General features: G+C 65.5%; 13 protein-coding genes. 6 read left to right on the forward strand and 7 right to left on the reverse strand.

Translation table 11 applies throughout. The features are described from left to right. Positions 1–25: 25 nt before the first annotated feature. From trpE to S101446_RS18005, 3 genes are read right to left on the reverse strand one after another with little or no spacing between them, the layout of a single operon-like run. On the reverse strand, positions 26–1,594 hold the full coding sequence (gene trpE / locus S101446_RS05800; RefSeq protein ID WP_087607870.1) for an anthranilate synthase component I: 1,569 nt from the start codon (positions 1,592–1,594) through the stop codon (positions 26–28). Beyond that, on the reverse strand, positions 1,591–3,582 hold the full coding sequence (locus tag S101446_RS05805; protein WP_087607871.1) for a peptidyl-prolyl cis-trans isomerase: 1,992 nt from the start codon (positions 3,580–3,582) through the stop codon (positions 1,591–1,593). The genes trpE and S101446_RS05805 overlap by 4 nt, the downstream gene beginning before the upstream one ends. A 45-nt stretch (positions 3,583–3,627) precedes the next feature. Then, a complete protein-coding gene (locus S101446_RS18005; RefSeq protein WP_019085538.1) occupies positions 3,628–3,771 on the reverse strand; it encodes a hypothetical protein in 144 nt (47 codons plus the stop codon). Positions 3,772–3,789: 18 nt separating this feature from the next. On the opposite strand from S101446_RS18005, the gene tpiA reads away from it, so the two are divergent. From tpiA to kdsA, 4 genes are all read left to right on the forward strand, one after another. Further along, on the forward strand, positions 3,790–4,533 hold the full coding sequence (gene tpiA, locus S101446_RS05810) for a triose-phosphate isomerase (RefSeq protein WP_087607872.1): 744 nt from the start codon (positions 3,790–3,792) through the stop codon (positions 4,531–4,533). Between the two features lie 37 nt (positions 4,534–4,570). Beyond that, on the forward strand, positions 4,571–4,867 hold the full coding sequence (secG, locus tag S101446_RS05815; RefSeq protein WP_010507935.1) for a preprotein translocase subunit SecG: 297 nt from the start codon (positions 4,571–4,573) through the stop codon (positions 4,865–4,867). Between the two features lie 128 nt (positions 4,868–4,995). After that, complete coding sequence (locus S101446_RS05820; protein WP_010507933.1) at positions 4,996–6,639, forward strand: CTP synthase; 1,644 nt, start codon at positions 4,996–4,998, stop codon at positions 6,637–6,639. Then, the gene (kdsA, locus tag S101446_RS05825; protein ID WP_087607873.1) at positions 6,636–7,484 is read left to right on the forward strand and encodes a 3-deoxy-8-phosphooctulonate synthase; all 849 of its coding nucleotides are present in this window, start codon (positions 6,636–6,638) and stop codon (positions 7,482–7,484) included. Before S101446_RS05820 ends, kdsA begins: the two co-directional genes overlap by 4 nt. A gap of 266 nt (positions 7,485–7,750) precedes the next feature. Here the strand turns inward: kdsA and S101446_RS05830 are convergent, their stop codons facing one another. Genes S101446_RS05830 through S101446_RS05840 form a run of 3 tightly spaced genes read right to left on the reverse strand, consistent with a single transcriptional unit; the run spans position 7,751 to position 10,917 of the window. Beyond that, entirely contained in the window at positions 7,751–8,824 is a 1,074-nt protein-coding gene (locus S101446_RS05830) for a glycosyltransferase family 4 protein (protein WP_087607874.1), read from the reverse strand. 60 nt (positions 8,825–8,884) lie between these two features. Continuing rightward, positions 8,885–10,096 (reverse strand): hypothetical protein, encoded by a 1,212-nt coding sequence (locus S101446_RS05835; RefSeq protein ID WP_087607875.1) that lies wholly within the window; start codon positions 10,094–10,096, stop codon positions 8,885–8,887. Between the two features lie 50 nt (positions 10,097–10,146). Beyond that, the gene (locus tag S101446_RS05840; RefSeq protein ID WP_087607876.1) at positions 10,147–10,917 is read right to left on the reverse strand and encodes a helix-turn-helix transcriptional regulator; all 771 of its coding nucleotides are present in this window, start codon (positions 10,915–10,917) and stop codon (positions 10,147–10,149) included. A 158-nt stretch (positions 10,918–11,075) separates the two neighbouring features. Between S101446_RS05840 and S101446_RS05845 the strand changes: the two genes are divergently transcribed. Both S101446_RS05845 and sodC read left to right on the forward strand, forming a co-directional pair. Beyond that, the gene (locus S101446_RS05845) at positions 11,076–12,287 is read left to right on the forward strand and encodes a DmpA family aminopeptidase (RefSeq protein WP_244184544.1); all 1,212 of its coding nucleotides are present in this window, start codon (positions 11,076–11,078) and stop codon (positions 12,285–12,287) included. Positions 12,288–12,512: 225 nt separating this feature from the next. Then, positions 12,513–13,040, forward strand: a complete 528-nt coding sequence (gene sodC / locus S101446_RS05850; RefSeq protein ID WP_010507926.1) for a superoxide dismutase[Cu-Zn] — start codon at positions 12,513–12,515, stop codon at positions 13,038–13,040. Between the two features lie 158 nt (positions 13,041–13,198). Here sodC and S101446_RS05855 read toward each other — a convergent pair whose 3' ends face one another. Beyond that, a complete protein-coding gene (locus S101446_RS05855; RefSeq protein ID WP_087607878.1) occupies positions 13,199–15,478 on the reverse strand; it encodes a TonB-dependent receptor in 2,280 nt (759 codons plus the stop codon). Positions 15,479–15,510 lie beyond the last annotated feature (32 nt).

Consider the following 15,510-nt stretch of genomic DNA (forward strand, 5'->3'; position numbering starts at 1 on the left):
GGCGCCCGGAAACCTGCATTCCCTTTTATGCGCCGTCGCTGGTGGCGAAGCGCACCGCTTCCTCCGCCGCGCGGAACAGGGCGCGGGCCTTCTGGCGGGTTTCCTCGTATTCCGCGTCGGGCACGCTGTCGGCCACCACGCCACAGCCCGCCTGCACGTACATCCGCCCGTCCTTCACCACCGCCATGCGCAGGCCGATGCAGGTGTCCATGTCGCCATCGGGACCGAAATAGCCGATGCACCCGGCATAGGTGGCGCGACGGGTCGGCTCGACCTCGTCGATTATCTCCATGGCGCGGATCTTGGGCGCACCGGTCAGCGTGCCCGCGGGGAAGCCCGACATCAGCGCGTCCAGCGCCTCCAGGTCGGGACGCAGCTTTCCTTCAACATTGGAGGATATATGCATGACATGGCTGAAGCGTTCGATCACGAACTGCTCCGTCACCTGCACCGACCCCAGTTCGCACACCCGGCCCACGTCGTTGCGGCCAAGGTCGATCAGCATCAGGTGCTCGGCGCGTTCCTTGGGGTCGGCCAGCAGTTCCGCCTCCAGCGCCAGGTCCTCCACTGTCGTGCGGCCACGCGGGCGGGTGCCGGCCAGCGGGCGAACGGTCATGGTGCCCTCACGCAGGCGCACGAGGATTTCGGGCGACGACCCCACAAGGCTGAACCCGTCCAGATCGAGGTAGAACAGGAAGGGCGCGGGGTTGATCCGACGCAGCGCGCGGTACAGCGCGAATGGCGGCAGGGTAAAGGCCGCGCTGAAGCGCTGGCTGGGCACGATCTGGAACGCATCCCCCGCCGCGATATAGTCCTGCAGCCTGCGCACCATGGTGCAGAATTCCTCCCGCGTCATGGTGGACTGCGGCACGGGGGCGGCAATCTCGCCCGCTGGCCCGTCGGGCAGTTCGACCGGGGTGGACAGCGCGGCGCGCGCCTGCTGCAGGCGGTCCTGCGCCGCGTCCCATACGGCTTCGGCCGTCTGGCCCGGCGCGGGACGCAGCGGGGCGGCCAGCAGCAGTTCGTCGCGCACCGTGTCGAAGATCGCGAACAGGCCGGGACGGATCATGATGCCTTCGGGCAGGTCGAGGTCATCGACCGGCATGTCGGGCAGGTGCTCGACCTGCCGGATCATGTCATAGCCAAGATAGCCGAACACGCCGCCGGTCATGGGCGGCAGCCCCTCGGGCAGGTCCATGCGGCTTTCGTGCAGGATGCGGCGCAGGGACACCAGCGGGGCATCGGCTTCGGGCACGAATTCATGGGTGGGGGCCGCGGGGTCGGCGCACACGCTGGCCCGCCCGTCATGGCAGCGCCAGATCAGGTCGGGCAGCAGGCCGATGACCGAATACCGCCCGCGCGACGTACCGCCTTCCACACTTTCCAGCAGGAAGGCGTTATGCCCGCCATTGCCGCCGCCATGGCTGCGCGCAAGGCGTGACAGCCGCAGGAAGGCCGCCACCGGCGTCAGCAGGTCCGCAGGCTCCACCCGCCACGCCACGGTGCTCCTGCCCGCGCGCAGGTCGGCCAGGGCGGCCGCACGCGCGGTGGCATCAGCGGGCCGGAAGGAAGGGCGTGGGGCGTCTGCTGTCACTGTGCTGTTCCCGTGTTCTGGCTGCCTGTTACCTCCGCCATGACCGCGTGGATGGCGGAATTGTTCGGCCTGGGCTTCACCACGCCTTCCAGCGCGTTGCCGTAGCCCATTTCGATATCATCGCCCATCGACTGGGCCAGGCCCGCGCGCACGCGGTCATACAGGTTCTTCTGCGTGGCCGGGTCGGGGTGGTTGATGGCCGTAAGCGTCGCGACGACATAGGAATCACCGGCTTCCGTCATCACGCTCTGCCCGGGCTGGGTCAGGCGGAAGATCAGGGCCGCAACCTCACGCGGGATTTCCGGCGCGGGCTGCATGGGGGAAATCGGCTGGCTGTGCTCCAGCCCGGCAATGGCGGGGCTGACATGGCCCAGACCGCCCTGCCCCTGCGCCTGCGTGTAATACGCGGTGGCCTGCCGGTCGGCCATGTGGCGGCGGGCATCGGCCAGCCATGCGGCCGCCACGCGGGGACCGGCTTCCGCCAGCGTCAGGGCGTGGCCCGGCGTCACGCCGTCAACCGATACCGCGTACCACACGCCGTCCGGCCCCTGCACCAGTTCGGGGTTCGCCCCCTTCGCCTGCGCGAAGATGCGCGCCACGACCGCCTGCCGCACCGCGTCGCTGCCGGGGATCGGGGCGGGCGTGCCGTCATGCGTCAGGCCCGATGCATCCACGTCGCCCGATACGGCGGCGGCGCCAAGGTCGGCGGGAATGGAATCCAGCCCGCCACCGGCAATGGTATCCTGCAGTTTCTGCACCCGGTCAGCCAGCACCGCCTGCGCGCGGGAATGGGCGATCTGGTCATGCAGCGCCTGGCGCACCTCCCCGAACGGGGTGGCGTGGGCGGGGGTGATGTTGGTTACGCGAAAGACGACCCAGCCGCCCTCGCTTTTGATCGGGCCCTGCGTTGCGTTGGCGGGGGCGGCGAAAACCTGCTTGCCCAGATCGGCGGAGGGCACGTCGCTGACCTTCATGCCCGGCAGTTCGACCGCGGCGGCGTCCTTGCCCGCATCCTTCTGCACCTGTGCCCATGCGCCGCCATCCGTCCATTGCGCGCGCAGCGCCGTGGCGCGCGCCTCGGTCGGGACGGTCACGATCTGCACGTCGCGGCGTTCGGGGGCGTTGAAGGTCTGGGCCTGCGCGTCATACGCCTTGTGCAGGTCGTCGTCCGAAATATCGATCTGGCGGCCGATCGTGTCCGCCGACAGCACGACAATGCGGGCATGGCGGAATTCGGGGGCGACGAATTCCCACGGGTGGTTGGCATGGTAGCGCGCAAGCTGCGCCTGCGTGGGGGTGGCCGTGGGCTGCTGGCTGTCAAAGGGCACGCGCACCAGGTCGATCGTGCGGGTCTGGGCCTCGAAATCGAACAGGCGGCGGGCCATCACGTCGGGCACGGTGGCGCCATCGCGAATCGGCTGCAGCAGCACGCGCGACGCCTGTTCCTGCCGCACCAGGTCAACCAGCCGCCCTTCGGACATGCCGGTGCGGCGCAGGCGGTCATTGAACAGCGCGCGGTCGAACTGCCCGTCGCGCCCCTTGAACGCGGGAATGGAGAAGATTTCGTCACGCACCACGGAATCGGGCACGATCAGGCCATGACGGTCGGCCGCTTCGGCAATTTCGGCCTGCAGCACAAGGCGGGTCAGCACCTGCTGGGCGATCTGTTCACGCGTGCTGGCGGGAATCTGGGACGGATCGGACAGGTGCATGGACTGCGCCACCTGCGGCATCTCGGACTGCAGCGCGTTCTGGTACGACTGCACCAGGATGGGGCGGTCGCCCACGCGGGCCACGACATCGGCGCGTTCGGTGCCGATGTTCATCAGCACGTCGCCCACGCCAAACCCGATGAAGGCAAGGAAAAACAGCCCAGCGACGATGCGTCCCACCCATGAATCGACAAACACGCGATACAGAAAAGATAGCATGAAAAACCCTGCGCCAGCACCAAGACAAAGCCGGATGGAACAGGGCGTGCGCACCATGCGCACCCGTACGGGCGCCCTGTTTTCCGGTCGGGCACCATACGGTCACGCCAGCGGTTTGACCAGCACAAGGATGCACGCACGCCCGCGATGCGGCCCGTGCGGGTTGCAACCGGCGGCGCGCCATGGTGTAGGCTGCACCCCCATGACAACCATGCCACGCACCGCGCGGGCGGCGCGCTGCCACATGGACGCAGGAGTGGAAACATGAAGCAGATAATTGTTGGCAACTGGAAAATGAATGGCCTGAGCGCGGATGCCGACGCGCTGGTGGACGGGCTGGCCGCGCAGCTGGCCGCGCTGTCCCCCCGGGCCGATGTCGTGGTCTGCCCGCCGTTCACGCAGCTGGCCCGCCTTGCGCCGAAGCTGAAGCAGGCTGGCATAAAGCTGGGCGCGCAGGACTGCCACAAGGACAAGTCGGGGGCGCATACCGGCGACATTTCCGCCCCCATGCTGGTGGACCTGGGGGTGGAATACGTCATCCTGGGCCATTCCGAACGCCGGGCCGAACACCACGAGCTGGATGAGACCGTGCGTGAAAAGACGGTCGCCGCGATGGCGGCGGGCCTGACGCCCATCGTCTGCGTGGGCGAAAACGACGACCAGCGTTCCGCCGGGGATTCGCAGGCCACCGTGGGCTGGCAGATTGAGGGGTCGCTGCCGCAGGGATTCCGCGGCATCGTGGCGTACGAACCGATCTGGGCCATCGGCACCGGACAGGCCGCGTCACAGCAGGATATCGCCGACATGGCCGCCTTTATCCGCGCCGAACTGGTGCGGCAGTTCGGGGATGCTGGCAAAACGATGCAAATCCTTTATGGTGGCTCCGTCAATGAACGCAATGTCACCGATATCCTGCCTGTCGAACACGTGGACGGGGCGCTGGTGGGCAATGCCAGCCTGAAGGTCGACGCCTTCGTGCCGCTTGTCCGCGCCGCCCGCGCTTCGTGATTGCCGCGCGGCGGACGGGGATCTACTGGAAAGACGCATGATCACAGTTCTTCTTCTACTGCACCTGTTCGTCACCATCGCGCTGATCGGGACCATCCTGATCCAGCGCAGCGAGGGCGGCGGCCTTGGAATCGGCGGGTCGCAGGGCATGGGTTCCTTCATGTCCGGACGCGGGACGGCAACGCTGCTCACGCGCTCGACCGCGGTGCTGGGCACGGCCTTCATGGTGCTGTCGCTGACGCTTGCGGTCATGAACCGCGGGGCATCGACCGGTGCGGGGCATGATATCCTGGCCCAGCCGCCGGCTTCGACCGCGCCGGCCACAACGCCCTGACATCAGGCGGTTTTCCGCAGGAATGACCAACGCCCCCGCACCCTGTGCCGGGGCGTTTTTCATTTTTTCGGCCCGTGGCGCGTCGTAGCCTTTGCAGCGCGGCCGCAAGCTGTGTAGAAAGGCCATCCATGACGCGGTTTGTATTCATCACCGGCGGCGTGGTGTCCTCCCTCGGCAAAGGCATTGCTTCGGCTGCCCTTGCTGCCCTGCTCCAGGCCCGTGGCTATCGGGTCCGGTTGCGCAAGCTTGACCCCTACCTGAATGTCGATCCGGGGACGATGAGTCCCTATCAGCACGGCGAGGTCTTCGTGACCGACGACGGGGCTGAAACGGATCTGGACCTTGGCCATTACGAACGCTTCACGGGTGTGCATGCCACCCGGGCGGACAATGCCACGACGGGGCAGATCTATTCCGGCGTGATCGCGCGCGAACGGCGTGGCGATTACCTGGGGGCGACCGTGCAGGTCATTCCCCACATTACCGACTCGATCAAGGAAACGATCGTGGCGGATACCGAGGACCTGGATTTTGTCCTGGTCGAGATCGGCGGCACGGTGGGCGATATCGAAAGCCTGCCCTTCCTTGAATCCATCCGCCAGCTGCGCAACGACCTTGGCCCCGACCAGACGATGTTCATCCACCTCACCCTGCTGCCATGGATCGCGGCGGCGGGTGAGCTGAAAACCAAGCCCACGCAGCATTCCGTCAAGGAACTGCAGAATGTCGGCATCCAGCCGCAGATGCTGGTCTGCCGGTCGGACCGGGAAATACCCGAAAACGAACGCCGCAAGATCGCCAGCTTCTGCAACGTGCGCCCGCAGGCGGTGATCGCCGCGCGCGACGTGGACACGATCTATGCCTGCCCCATCTCGTACCATGCCGAAGGGATGGATACCGAGGTGCTGCACCATTTCGGCCTGCCCACGACACCCGACCCCGACCTGTCGCGGTGGGAAAGGATCGTGGACGCCGTCCGCCACCCCGACCGCGAGGTGGTGGTGACGGTGGTGGGCAAGTACACCGCCCTGCTGGACAGCTACAAATCCCTGATCGAGGCCCTGCAGCATGGTGGCATCGCCAACCGCGCGCGCGTGCGCCTGAACTGGGTCGAAGCGGAAGATTTCGAGAAATCGGATGATGCGGTGAACAGTCTTGCCCGCAGCGACGCCATCCTCGTGCCCGGCGGGTTTGGCGAACGCGGGTCGGAAGGCAAGATCCGCGCGGTGAAATACGCGCGTGAAAACAACATCCCGTTCATGGGCATCTGCTTTGGCATGCAGATGGCGGTGATCGAATGCGCGCGCAACCTTGCGGGCATCAAGGATGCGTCGTCGACCGAATTCGGCCCCACCGACCAGCCGCTGGTTGGCCTCATGACCGAATGGGCGCGGGGCAACGAACTGCTTCGCCGGCGCGAAGGGGGCGAGATGGGGGGCACCATGCGCCTTGGCGCCTATCCCGCCAGGCTGGCGGAAGGATCGCGCGCGGCACAGACCTATGGCCGCACCGACATCCGCGAACGCCACCGCCACCGTTACGAGGTCAACAACCACTACCGCGAGCAGCTGGAAAAGACCGGCCTGCGCTTTTCTGGCATGTCGCCCGACGGCATCCTGCCCGAAGTGGTGGAATACCCCGACCACCCGTGGTTCATCGCGGTGCAGTACCACCCCGAGCTGATTTCCAAGCCGTTTGACCCGCATCCGCTGTTTTCCGGCTTCATCGGGGCCGCCGTCGCCAAGGCGGCGGAAAAGGGAGCGAAACGGTGACCGACCATCACGCCATAACCATCGGCAGCCTTACGGTCAGCAACGAAGCGCCCTTCGTGCTGATCGCGGGGCCGTGCCAGATCGAATCCCTGCAGCAGGCCACGGAAGTGGCCGATGCGCTGCATGGGATTGCGACGAAGCTGGGGATCGGGCTGATCTACAAAAGCTCGTTCGACAAGGCCAACCGCACCTCCATCAACGGCGCGCGCGGCGTGGGCATGGCGCAGGGGCTGGATATCCTGTCACGGGTGCGCGCGCGTTTCGGCATGCCGGTGCTGACCGACGTGCACCAGCCCGACCAGTGCGCCCCGGTGGCGGAAGTGGCCGACGTGCTGCAGATCCCGGCCTTTTTGTGCCGCCAGACCGACCTTCTGCTGGCGGCGGGGCAGACGGGGGCGGCGGTCAATATCAAGAAGGGGCAGTTCCTGGCCCCATGGGACATGGCCAATGTCGCGGCCAAGGTCGCCTCCACCGGCAATGACCGCATCATGCTGTGTGAACGCGGCACGTCGTTTGGCTACAACACGCTGGTCAATGACATGCGCGCCCTGCCGATCATGGCGGGCACCGGCCATCCCGTGATCTATGACGCCACCCATTCGGTGCAGCAGCCCGGCGGGCTGGGGTCGGCTTCGGGCGGGCAGCGGGTGTTTGCACCCATCCTGGCCCGCGCCGCACTGGCCATTGGCGTGGCCGGGCTGTTCATTGAAACCCACCCCGATCCCGATACCGCGCCCAGCGATGGCGCGACCATGCTGCCGCTGGAATGCATGGAAGACCTGCTGACCACCCTGCTGCAGTATGACCGGCTGACCAAGCAGAACCCGCCGGACGTCATCATCTGATCCCCCCGTACCCCTTGCCACAATTGGAAGGGGTACACTTCCCCCCGGTCATGGAATGCCAGAAAACCGTGCTTTCCTGCGGTCTGTAGCGCCATGGGCCGGTGGGGTGTACCCCTGTTCCCTCCGTACCCCTTACTTAACAATTTGTTTGACGAAGCCAGGTAGATCAGGTGCCGTGGCAAGTTTGGAAAATAAGGGGTACGGAGGGAACAGAGGGTACACGCCGCGGTTTTCCGGGCTTTTTGCGTACCCTTGGCGTGTACCCCTTACCCCGCCATGCGCTGCAGGATCGTGGTTCCGGCGCGGCTGAAGGCCCGTGCGCTGAAGCTGTTCATGACCCATTCGCGCGCGGCCTGTCCCATGCCGGCCATCTGTTCAGGCTGGCGCAAGGTGGCTTCCAGCCTGCGGGCCAGCGCGCCCGGCTGCCGGGGCGGCAGTTTCCAGCCGGTCACCCCGTCCACGATGGACCGGCCCATTTCGCCCACATCGCTGCCCAGTACCGGCAGGCCCATGTTCATGGCTTCGTGGGCGGCGATGCAGAACCCTTCGTAAAGCGATGGCTGCACATACAGGTGGCATTGCCGCAGGAAGGTGGCCGTATCCTCGACATAGCCCGCGAAATGCACGTTATCCAGCCCGTGGCGCAGGCAGAAGCCGCGCAGGCGGTCATGTTCCGCCCCCTCCCCGCCAATGGTGACGCGGTAGGGCGGCAGGCCCGGCACGTCACGCAACTGCACCAGCGCGCGGCACAGCACATCGTACCCCTTGCTGGCATGCAGCCGCCCGAGCGAGCCGATGCGTATTTCCTCCCCCGGTCGCCACGCGGGGGCGGGCGCCACATCGGGCCAGGCGCGGAAAATGGGCCAGCACATGACGCGGCTGTACGGCAGGGCCAGCCGCTTGCGGGTCAGGGTGGTGACAAAGGCGGAATCCCCCACCCAGATCCGGCTGCGTTCCTTCATCATCCGCAGCAGCGCAAGGTTGGCGGGCAGGAGAAAGGCATTATGCTGCCAGCTGACCACGGGAATGCGCCGCCATGCCCCCACCATCTGCCCCAGCAGGGTCGCGCGCGTCAGCGATGTCCAGATATGGGTGGGCCGGACATGGCGCACCCATGCATCCAGGCCCGCCATCTGCCGCGCGATCGGGGCGCGGTCCGCCCCCAGCACCACGGGGTCCAGCCCCGCATGGCGCAGGTGGGGCATGGCCCGCCCGTTGCGCCGCGACAGGGCAGCTACATGCACATCATGCCCGCACTGACGAAAGACATCGGCAATGGCCGGTATGGGCAGGGCCGCGCCGCCGCCTTCAAATGTATTGATGACATAGGCAATGCGCATGGCCTCCCTCATCCATTCCATGGATCTGTGGCGGACAATAGCACCCCGTTCCGCCGGGGTTCAGGGGGTGCGGGATTTATCCTGCGACAAAAAGTAAACAATTTCCCGTGCCGCGCGGTGGGCGGCGGTTTCGCCCGGAACGGTGTGGAATGTTTCGCTGAATGCGGCCTGCTGGCGCGGGGCGAATTCGTGTTGCCGGTCCCACGCCACCGCCAGCGCATGGGGCAGTGCGCTGACGCTGTCGATCACCTGCCCCATGTTCCAGTGCGCGTAGCTGGGATTGCCCTGCCAGCGCGCGTGGTGGGAATTGAGGAAGATGCACGGCCGGGGACGCGCGATCCATTCATAGACCTGGCTGCTGGCGTCACCCAGATAGATGTCGGCGGCCAGGACATAGGTCATGTCCACCGAATTCTGGCTGCCGGTGTCGATGCGGACATGCGACAGGTTGCGCAGGCGTTCGGGGATCATCCGGCGCAGGCGCACGCGGCGGTGTTCGACCGATGTATGCAGCCTGCGGCGGAACAGCATGACATGGGGCGCGAAGATCAGGTTGTAGTCATCCTGCCGCGCGAACCATTCCAGCACGTCCATGCCCATGTCCCACCATGATGACAGGACCGGGTCGAAATGCGGGTTGTACAGGACCGTGGGCCGGTCGTTGTCAAACAGGCGCGGGCGACGCGTCATGTCCACGGTATCGAATTTGGGATAGCCGACAACGGCGTGGTGGCCGGGGCGGATCAGCTGCCGGTCCAGCATGCGGTCGCGCGTCTTGGTTCCGGGCAGCAGCACAAGGTCGAAAAACCGGGTCACGTCGCGAAACCCGATGGACCGGTCCCCTGCCCCATGCGGGAAATAGATCAGCCGGATATCAAGGTTGAAGTGGCTTTTCAGCAGGGCCGACGTGGTTTCCGGCACCACCAGCGCGTCAAACTGCCGAAACAGGTCCACGTTTTCGCGCAGGTTGGCGATGCGGCGGAACGGCACCACCGCCTGCGCCACCACGTTTATGGCCCGCGACACCGGCCCGATATCGATGCGGACAAAGCGCACGCGGTCCATGCAGGGCGCGATGGTCCGGCGGACATGCGCTTCCTGCGCGGGGGTGGAGGTAATGACCGTCACATCCTGCCCCAGCGCCACCAGTTCACAGATGATCGGCGCAGTGTGCGAGACCTGATGGATACAGTCGTGGTTGAACAGGAAACCGATCTTCATGGGCCGCAATGTCATGATAAGGATGGTGTGGGCATACAGCGCGCGGCCCACGATGGGAACCCTTCGCCTTCATGCCCCGGCCATCGCCACGGCCGGGGCGGTCAGCGCGCCATGCGTCCCGACAGCAGCGCAAAGACCTCCGCCTGCGTGGAAACGCCCAGTTTTTCATAGATGTTGCGGCGGTGGACCTTGATCGTATGCGGTGAAATCCGCATCGACTGCGCGATGGACCGGGTCGAATGCCCCGCCTGCATCAGCACCATCACATCCATTTCACGCGCGGTCAGGCGGGGACAGCCCAGGCGTTCCAGCACGGCCTGCAGGTCCGCGCCGCCATGGGCGGCCTGCGCCGGGCCGCCTTCCAGCCTGACAGCCAGCGCCATGAGCGGCGGCACCCACGCGGCATAAAGCTGCAGCACCCCCATGTCCGCCGCCGAAAACACCCCGTGGGAGCCAAGGGAAAGCGAAATGACCCGCCCGCCCCCGATCGGGGCCAGGAACTGCACCTCGTCATGATCGACCATGTGGCGGTAATAGGTCTGGTAATATTCGGTCTGGCGGAACAGTTCGGGGGCGACATCGTCAATGCGGTACAGCCCCGCTGCCGGACCGGACAGGGCAAAGCGGCAGAACGGGTCCAGCAGGTAAAACCGCGCAAGGTAGTCGCGCAGCAGCACGTCGGCCACCGCGTCATCCGGGCAGTCGGCCAGCAGGACCGGCGCGTGCCCGGGCTGGAAGATCATCGCGACCCATGTATCGAACGCCACCTGGCGGCGCAGGAAGGTCGTCAGCCGCCGCCAGAAATCCGCATTCCCCACATCCCCGACCAGCTTGCCCAGGGCCGCGTGAAACGCCAGGTCGCTTACCTCCATCCCATACTTCCAAAGCAGTACATGACCATCCCCCTTCCGCCTGATACCCGGCCGCCAGGGCGGATGCTACCAAAGGCTTTCGTTACGGGCCAGCACCATACGGCCCCGGCCCGCCGCAACATGCCGCCACCATGCACAACAGCCACAAGGAATGCGTAATGACGGATATCTCCCGCCGCGCCATCATGACCGGGGGCCTTGGCCTGCTGGGGGCCACCGCCCTGACCACCCGCGCGCTGTCCCCCACCGCCGCGCATGCCGCATCGCCCCCGCAGGTTGCGCGCCCGCGTGCCCGCGCGCTGGGCCTGCCCATGCAGGGGCGGACCGGCCCGGACAATGCCATTACCGATGTCGCGGGCGTGCGGGTCGGGCATACCACCCTTGTATCCGGGCACGGGGACCACGCGGTGCGCACCGGGGTCACGGCCATCCTGCCACGTGCGCCGGGCGCGCTGCTGCACCCGTGCTGGGCCGGGACGTTTTCCATGAACGGCAACGGGGAGATGACCGGCACGCACTGGATCGCGGAAGCGGGCTGGTTCATGGGGCCGATCGCCATTACCAACACCTGTTCCATCGGCACCGCGCACCAGGCCGTGGCCAGATGGATGGTGCGCAGCTTCCCCGAGCAGATGGGCGAGGACATCTGGCCCCTGCCGGTCGTGGCCGAAACCTATGACGGGTGGCTGAACGACATTGGCGGCTTCCACATTACCGAACGCCATGTGCTGGACGCCATCCGCAACGCCCGTCCCGGCCCGGTGGCCGAAGGCAACGTGGGCGGCGGCACCGGCATGATCACGTATGAATTCAAGGGCGGGATCGGCACATCGTCGCGCCGGGTGGACACCAGCGCGGGCCAGTACACCGTGGGCGTTCTGGTGCAGGCCAATAACGGCATCCGCCCGTGGCTGAAGGTATGTGGCGCGCCGGTGGGGCTGGTGATGAAGGACAATACGGTCTGGACGAAGGAAAAAGGCTCCATCATCATCATTGTCGCGACCGACGCCCCGCTCATGCCCACGCAGCTGCGCCGCATGGCCAAGCGCGCGGGCATTGGCATGGGCCGCCTGGGCACGCCGTCGGGCAATGATTCGGGCGATCTGTACCTGGCCTTCACCACCGCCAATGATCCCGGCGCGTACCCGATAAAGAACCGCGTGCATATCGACGCCCTGAATGATGATGACATGGACGCGATGTTCATGGGCGTGGTGCAGGCGGTGGAGGAATCCGCCATCAACGCCCTGCTGGCCGCGCGCACCATGACCGGCCGCCATAACCGGACGGTCCACGCCATAGACCCCGAGCGCCTGCGTGACCTGGTGCTGAAGGCGAACGAACCCTTCGCCCATGCTGACCTGGGATAGGGACAGGTTAAAAAACGTCTTCCTGACCTTCATGGCGCCCTGCCCCGCCCTGTTCAGCACAAAGTGAATTCCGTCCCTTTTCGCGCTCGCTACCCTGTCCGCACACGGGTTTGGACATCATGTGCGGTAGTTGAGGTGTTACGGGACGGGTTCCGCGTTGTTGCGAGGCGGTCTTAATTCCGGCACGCTGGCCGCCTGCGCGAACGGGAATAAGGAAAAAAGACCATGTTCACACCACGCCTTCGACTGCTGGGGCTACTTGCCGGGCTGGCCACCCTGCCCGCCATGGCCCATGCCGCTGGCACGGCGTCGGGCACGCTGATTGGCAATGACGGCGCCGACCACGGCACCGTGCAGGTCACGGACGCGCCCCACGGCGTGCTGCTGCGGATTACGGCCAAGGGGCTGATCCCCGGCTGGCACGGGATCCATTTCCATGAAAAGGGCGATTGCGGCCCGCCGAAGTTCACATCCGCCGGGGCGCATGTACATGCGGCGACCCCCGTGGTGCATGGCCTGCTGAATGCGAACGCCAATGACGCGGGCGACCTGCCCAACCTGTTTGTCAGTCAGGACGGGACGGCAACGGTGGAGATGTATTCCACGCTGGTCTCCCTCAACGGCGCGGATGGCCGCCCTGCCCTGCTGGATAAGGATGGATCGGCGCTGGTGATCCACGCCAACCCCGATGACTACCGCACCCAGCCCATTGGTGGCGCGGGGGATCGCGTGGCCTGCGGGGTCATTCACTGATACCACGATACGGTTTCCGGTTGCAGTCAACGGTTGCGGCCGGAAACCGTGGTTTAAAATACAGAAGTTTTTGGTGAAGATTTTTTCAAAAGTCTTCAGATAACGCCGCCTTTAAAAAAGGCGGCAGCCAAGAACTTTTATTCCTTCTGTCCGGTTTTTTACAGGTCGGCACTGATCGAGAACTTGAAGGTCTCCGGGTCGCCCATGACCAGGTCGCTCTGGTAAACCGATGCCCAGTACCGCTGGTTGCCGATGTTATCGACCTCGAAACGCGCGGTCAGCGGCTTCTTGGCGGCAAGGAACGTATAGCGCGCGCCAAGGTCGAAGCGGGACCACGCCGGCAGGTGCGTCGAATTGGCGTTGTTGAACTGCTGCTTGCCGGTGCTGATGACACGGCCCACCAGCGTCAGTCCCTTGATGAACGGCACGTCGTATTCAAGGTTGCCGTTGATGGTGTAGTTCGGCACGCCGATCACGGTCTTGCCGTTATACTCGCCACCCGCCGTATTCATCTGCTTCGCATCGATCAGCGTCAGGCCGCCGTTGAAGCGCAGGCCGCGCAGGATTTCCCCGTTGAAGGTCAGTTCCATGCCCCGGTTACGCTGCCGGCCATTCTGTGTGTACAGCATCTGCCCGGTATTGCCGTAGGCCTCGGTCATGCCCTGTGGCATGGCGGTCTGGAAAAACGCGACACCTGCGGCAAAGCGGCCCACGTCATACTTGGCGCCGACTTCGTACTGGGTACTCTGGTACGGGGCGAAGACCTGCCCGGCATTGACGTAGGTCGCCCCCACCGTCTGCCCCGCCGACAGCCCCTGAATACGGTTGAAATACAGGGCCGCATGCTTGACCGGATGGATGACAAGGCCAATGACGGGGGAAAACGCTGCCGCGTCGTAATGGGTGCTCAACGTGCCGGTGCCATAGGCAAAGGAATCCGACAGGATATCCTGGTACCGGAAGCCCCCCGTCAGCGCGATGCGGTCGTGCCAGAAGGTCATGGTATCGGACAGGAACAGGCTGTACAGCTTGTTCCACGCCACCCGGCCGGGATTGTTCAGGCTGCCGCCGCTATAGGTTTCCTGCGGGGTGAACTGCGTGGGATGATAGATGTTGCCCGCCTGCGAGATCAGGCTCATGGAATAGGCGGCGTCTGATTCCTCCCATATCGCTGACCCGCCCGCGTTGATTTCATGTTTGATCGGGCCGGTGGTGACATGGGCATGGATACCGGCCTGCGTGGCCTCGTTCATGACGTTGTACGCATCCGCCATGGCGCCCACGGTGCCGGCCCCGGTGCGGGAATTGGTCAGCGTGGTGGTGGCGTAATTGCCCATTTCATTGCCGCCCTGCGCGCCGAATTTGCCATACGCCGTGATGTGGCTGCCAAAATCATGTTCGATGTTCAGCGTGCCGAACAGGTAGCTCAGGTCGGTATAGGCCCAGCGCTGCCCCCAGTTTTCCGAAGGCGCGGTGGCCTTGGGCGCGGGCATGCCATCGGCCAGGCTGGAGACGATGATCGCGCTGCGTCCGCCATAAACCTGCTGCTTCTGGTAATTCATGTTCATGTCGATGCGCGTGTCATCATTGTGCCAGTCAAAGGCTGCGCCTAGGGCCACGTCATCACGCCGTTCGCCCTTGATCGCCGTCTGCCCATCCATGCCGGCGGCGTTGAAGCGGAAGCCGAAGGCATGGTCGCGGCCGAACCGGCGGCTGACATCAAACGCGCCACCGCCCTGCCCGCCGCTGGTGTAATCGCCGGTGATGCGCGTGATGTCGGTTGCCGCAGCCCGTTTGGGGATCAGGTTGACATTGCCGCCAATGGCCGAGCCACCGGGGGCCGCGCCATTAAGGAACGCGCTGGCGCCATTGAGCACCTGCACCGAATCATAAAGCTGGGGCGAGACAAGCTGCCGTGGGGTGACGCCATACAGGCCGTCAATCGCCACGTCATCGCCATACAGCGTGAACCCGCGGATCTGGAACAGCTGCGCGTAATTGCCGTACCCCATTGTGGTGCGGACGGTGGGGTCGTTCAGCAGCACGTCGCCCAGTGTCTGTGACTGCTGGTTCAGGATCAGGCTGGAATTGTAGCTGCGGATGTTGAAGGGCACGTCCAGCCCCTTCTTCTTGCCCAATGCGCCCAGGTCGCCACCGCTGCTGACATACATGCGGTTCCTGCGCGCGGCGGTGACGACCATGTCCTCGTGCCGGGCCGGCGGGGCGTCCGGTGTGGCGTCCGGTGTGGTGTCCGCCTGCGCCGCCGTATCGTCCGCCGGTGCCCGGGCAGGCCGGGCGCGCGGGGTGGAAGCCGGTTTTACCTTCTGCGGCACGGCAGTGTCCCCGCCGGTCGCGGCGCGGGCCGCCACCGGAGCATCCACACCCGCCAGCAGGCTGGCGGCGCAGATGGTGCTCAGGCAAAGCGTACGAAGACTCATGGATCAAAGCTCACACTGTGATGGTTCACGGC

It is taken from the genome of Komagataeibacter europaeus (assembly GCF_002173515.1).
Classification (GTDB): domain Bacteria; phylum Pseudomonadota; class Alphaproteobacteria; order Acetobacterales; family Acetobacteraceae; genus Komagataeibacter; species Komagataeibacter europaeus.

Excerpts from the sequence above, each read along its gene's own strand:
- S101446_RS05805 (WP_087607871.1), bottom strand. The coding sequence starts at position 3,582 with ATGGTGCGCACGCCCTGTTCCATCCGGCTTTGTCTTGGTGCTGGCGCA.
- S101446_RS18005 (WP_019085538.1), bottom strand. The coding sequence starts at position 3,771 with ATGTGGCAGCGCGCCGCCCGCGCGGTGCGTGGCATGGTTGTCATGGGG.
- tpiA (WP_087607872.1), top strand. The coding sequence starts at position 3,790 with ATGAAGCAGATAATTGTTGGCAACTGGAAAATGAATGGCCTGAGCGCG.
- secG (WP_010507935.1), top strand. The coding sequence starts at position 4,571 with ATGATCACAGTTCTTCTTCTACTGCACCTGTTCGTCACCATCGCGCTG.
- S101446_RS05820 (WP_010507933.1), top strand. The coding sequence starts at position 4,996 with ATGACGCGGTTTGTATTCATCACCGGCGGCGTGGTGTCCTCCCTCGGC.
- S101446_RS05830 (WP_087607874.1), bottom strand. The coding sequence starts at position 8,824 with ATGCGCATTGCCTATGTCATCAATACATTTGAAGGCGGCGGCGCGGCC.
- S101446_RS05840 (WP_087607876.1), bottom strand. The coding sequence starts at position 10,917 with ATGGAGGTAAGCGACCTGGCGTTTCACGCGGCCCTGGGCAAGCTGGTC.
- S101446_RS05845 (WP_244184544.1), top strand. The coding sequence starts at position 11,076 with ATGACGGATATCTCCCGCCGCGCCATCATGACCGGGGGCCTTGGCCTG.
- sodC (WP_010507926.1), top strand. The coding sequence starts at position 12,513 with ATGTTCACACCACGCCTTCGACTGCTGGGGCTACTTGCCGGGCTGGCC.
- S101446_RS05855 (WP_087607878.1), bottom strand. The coding sequence starts at position 15,478 with ATGAGTCTTCGTACGCTTTGCCTGAGCACCATCTGCGCCGCCAGCCTG.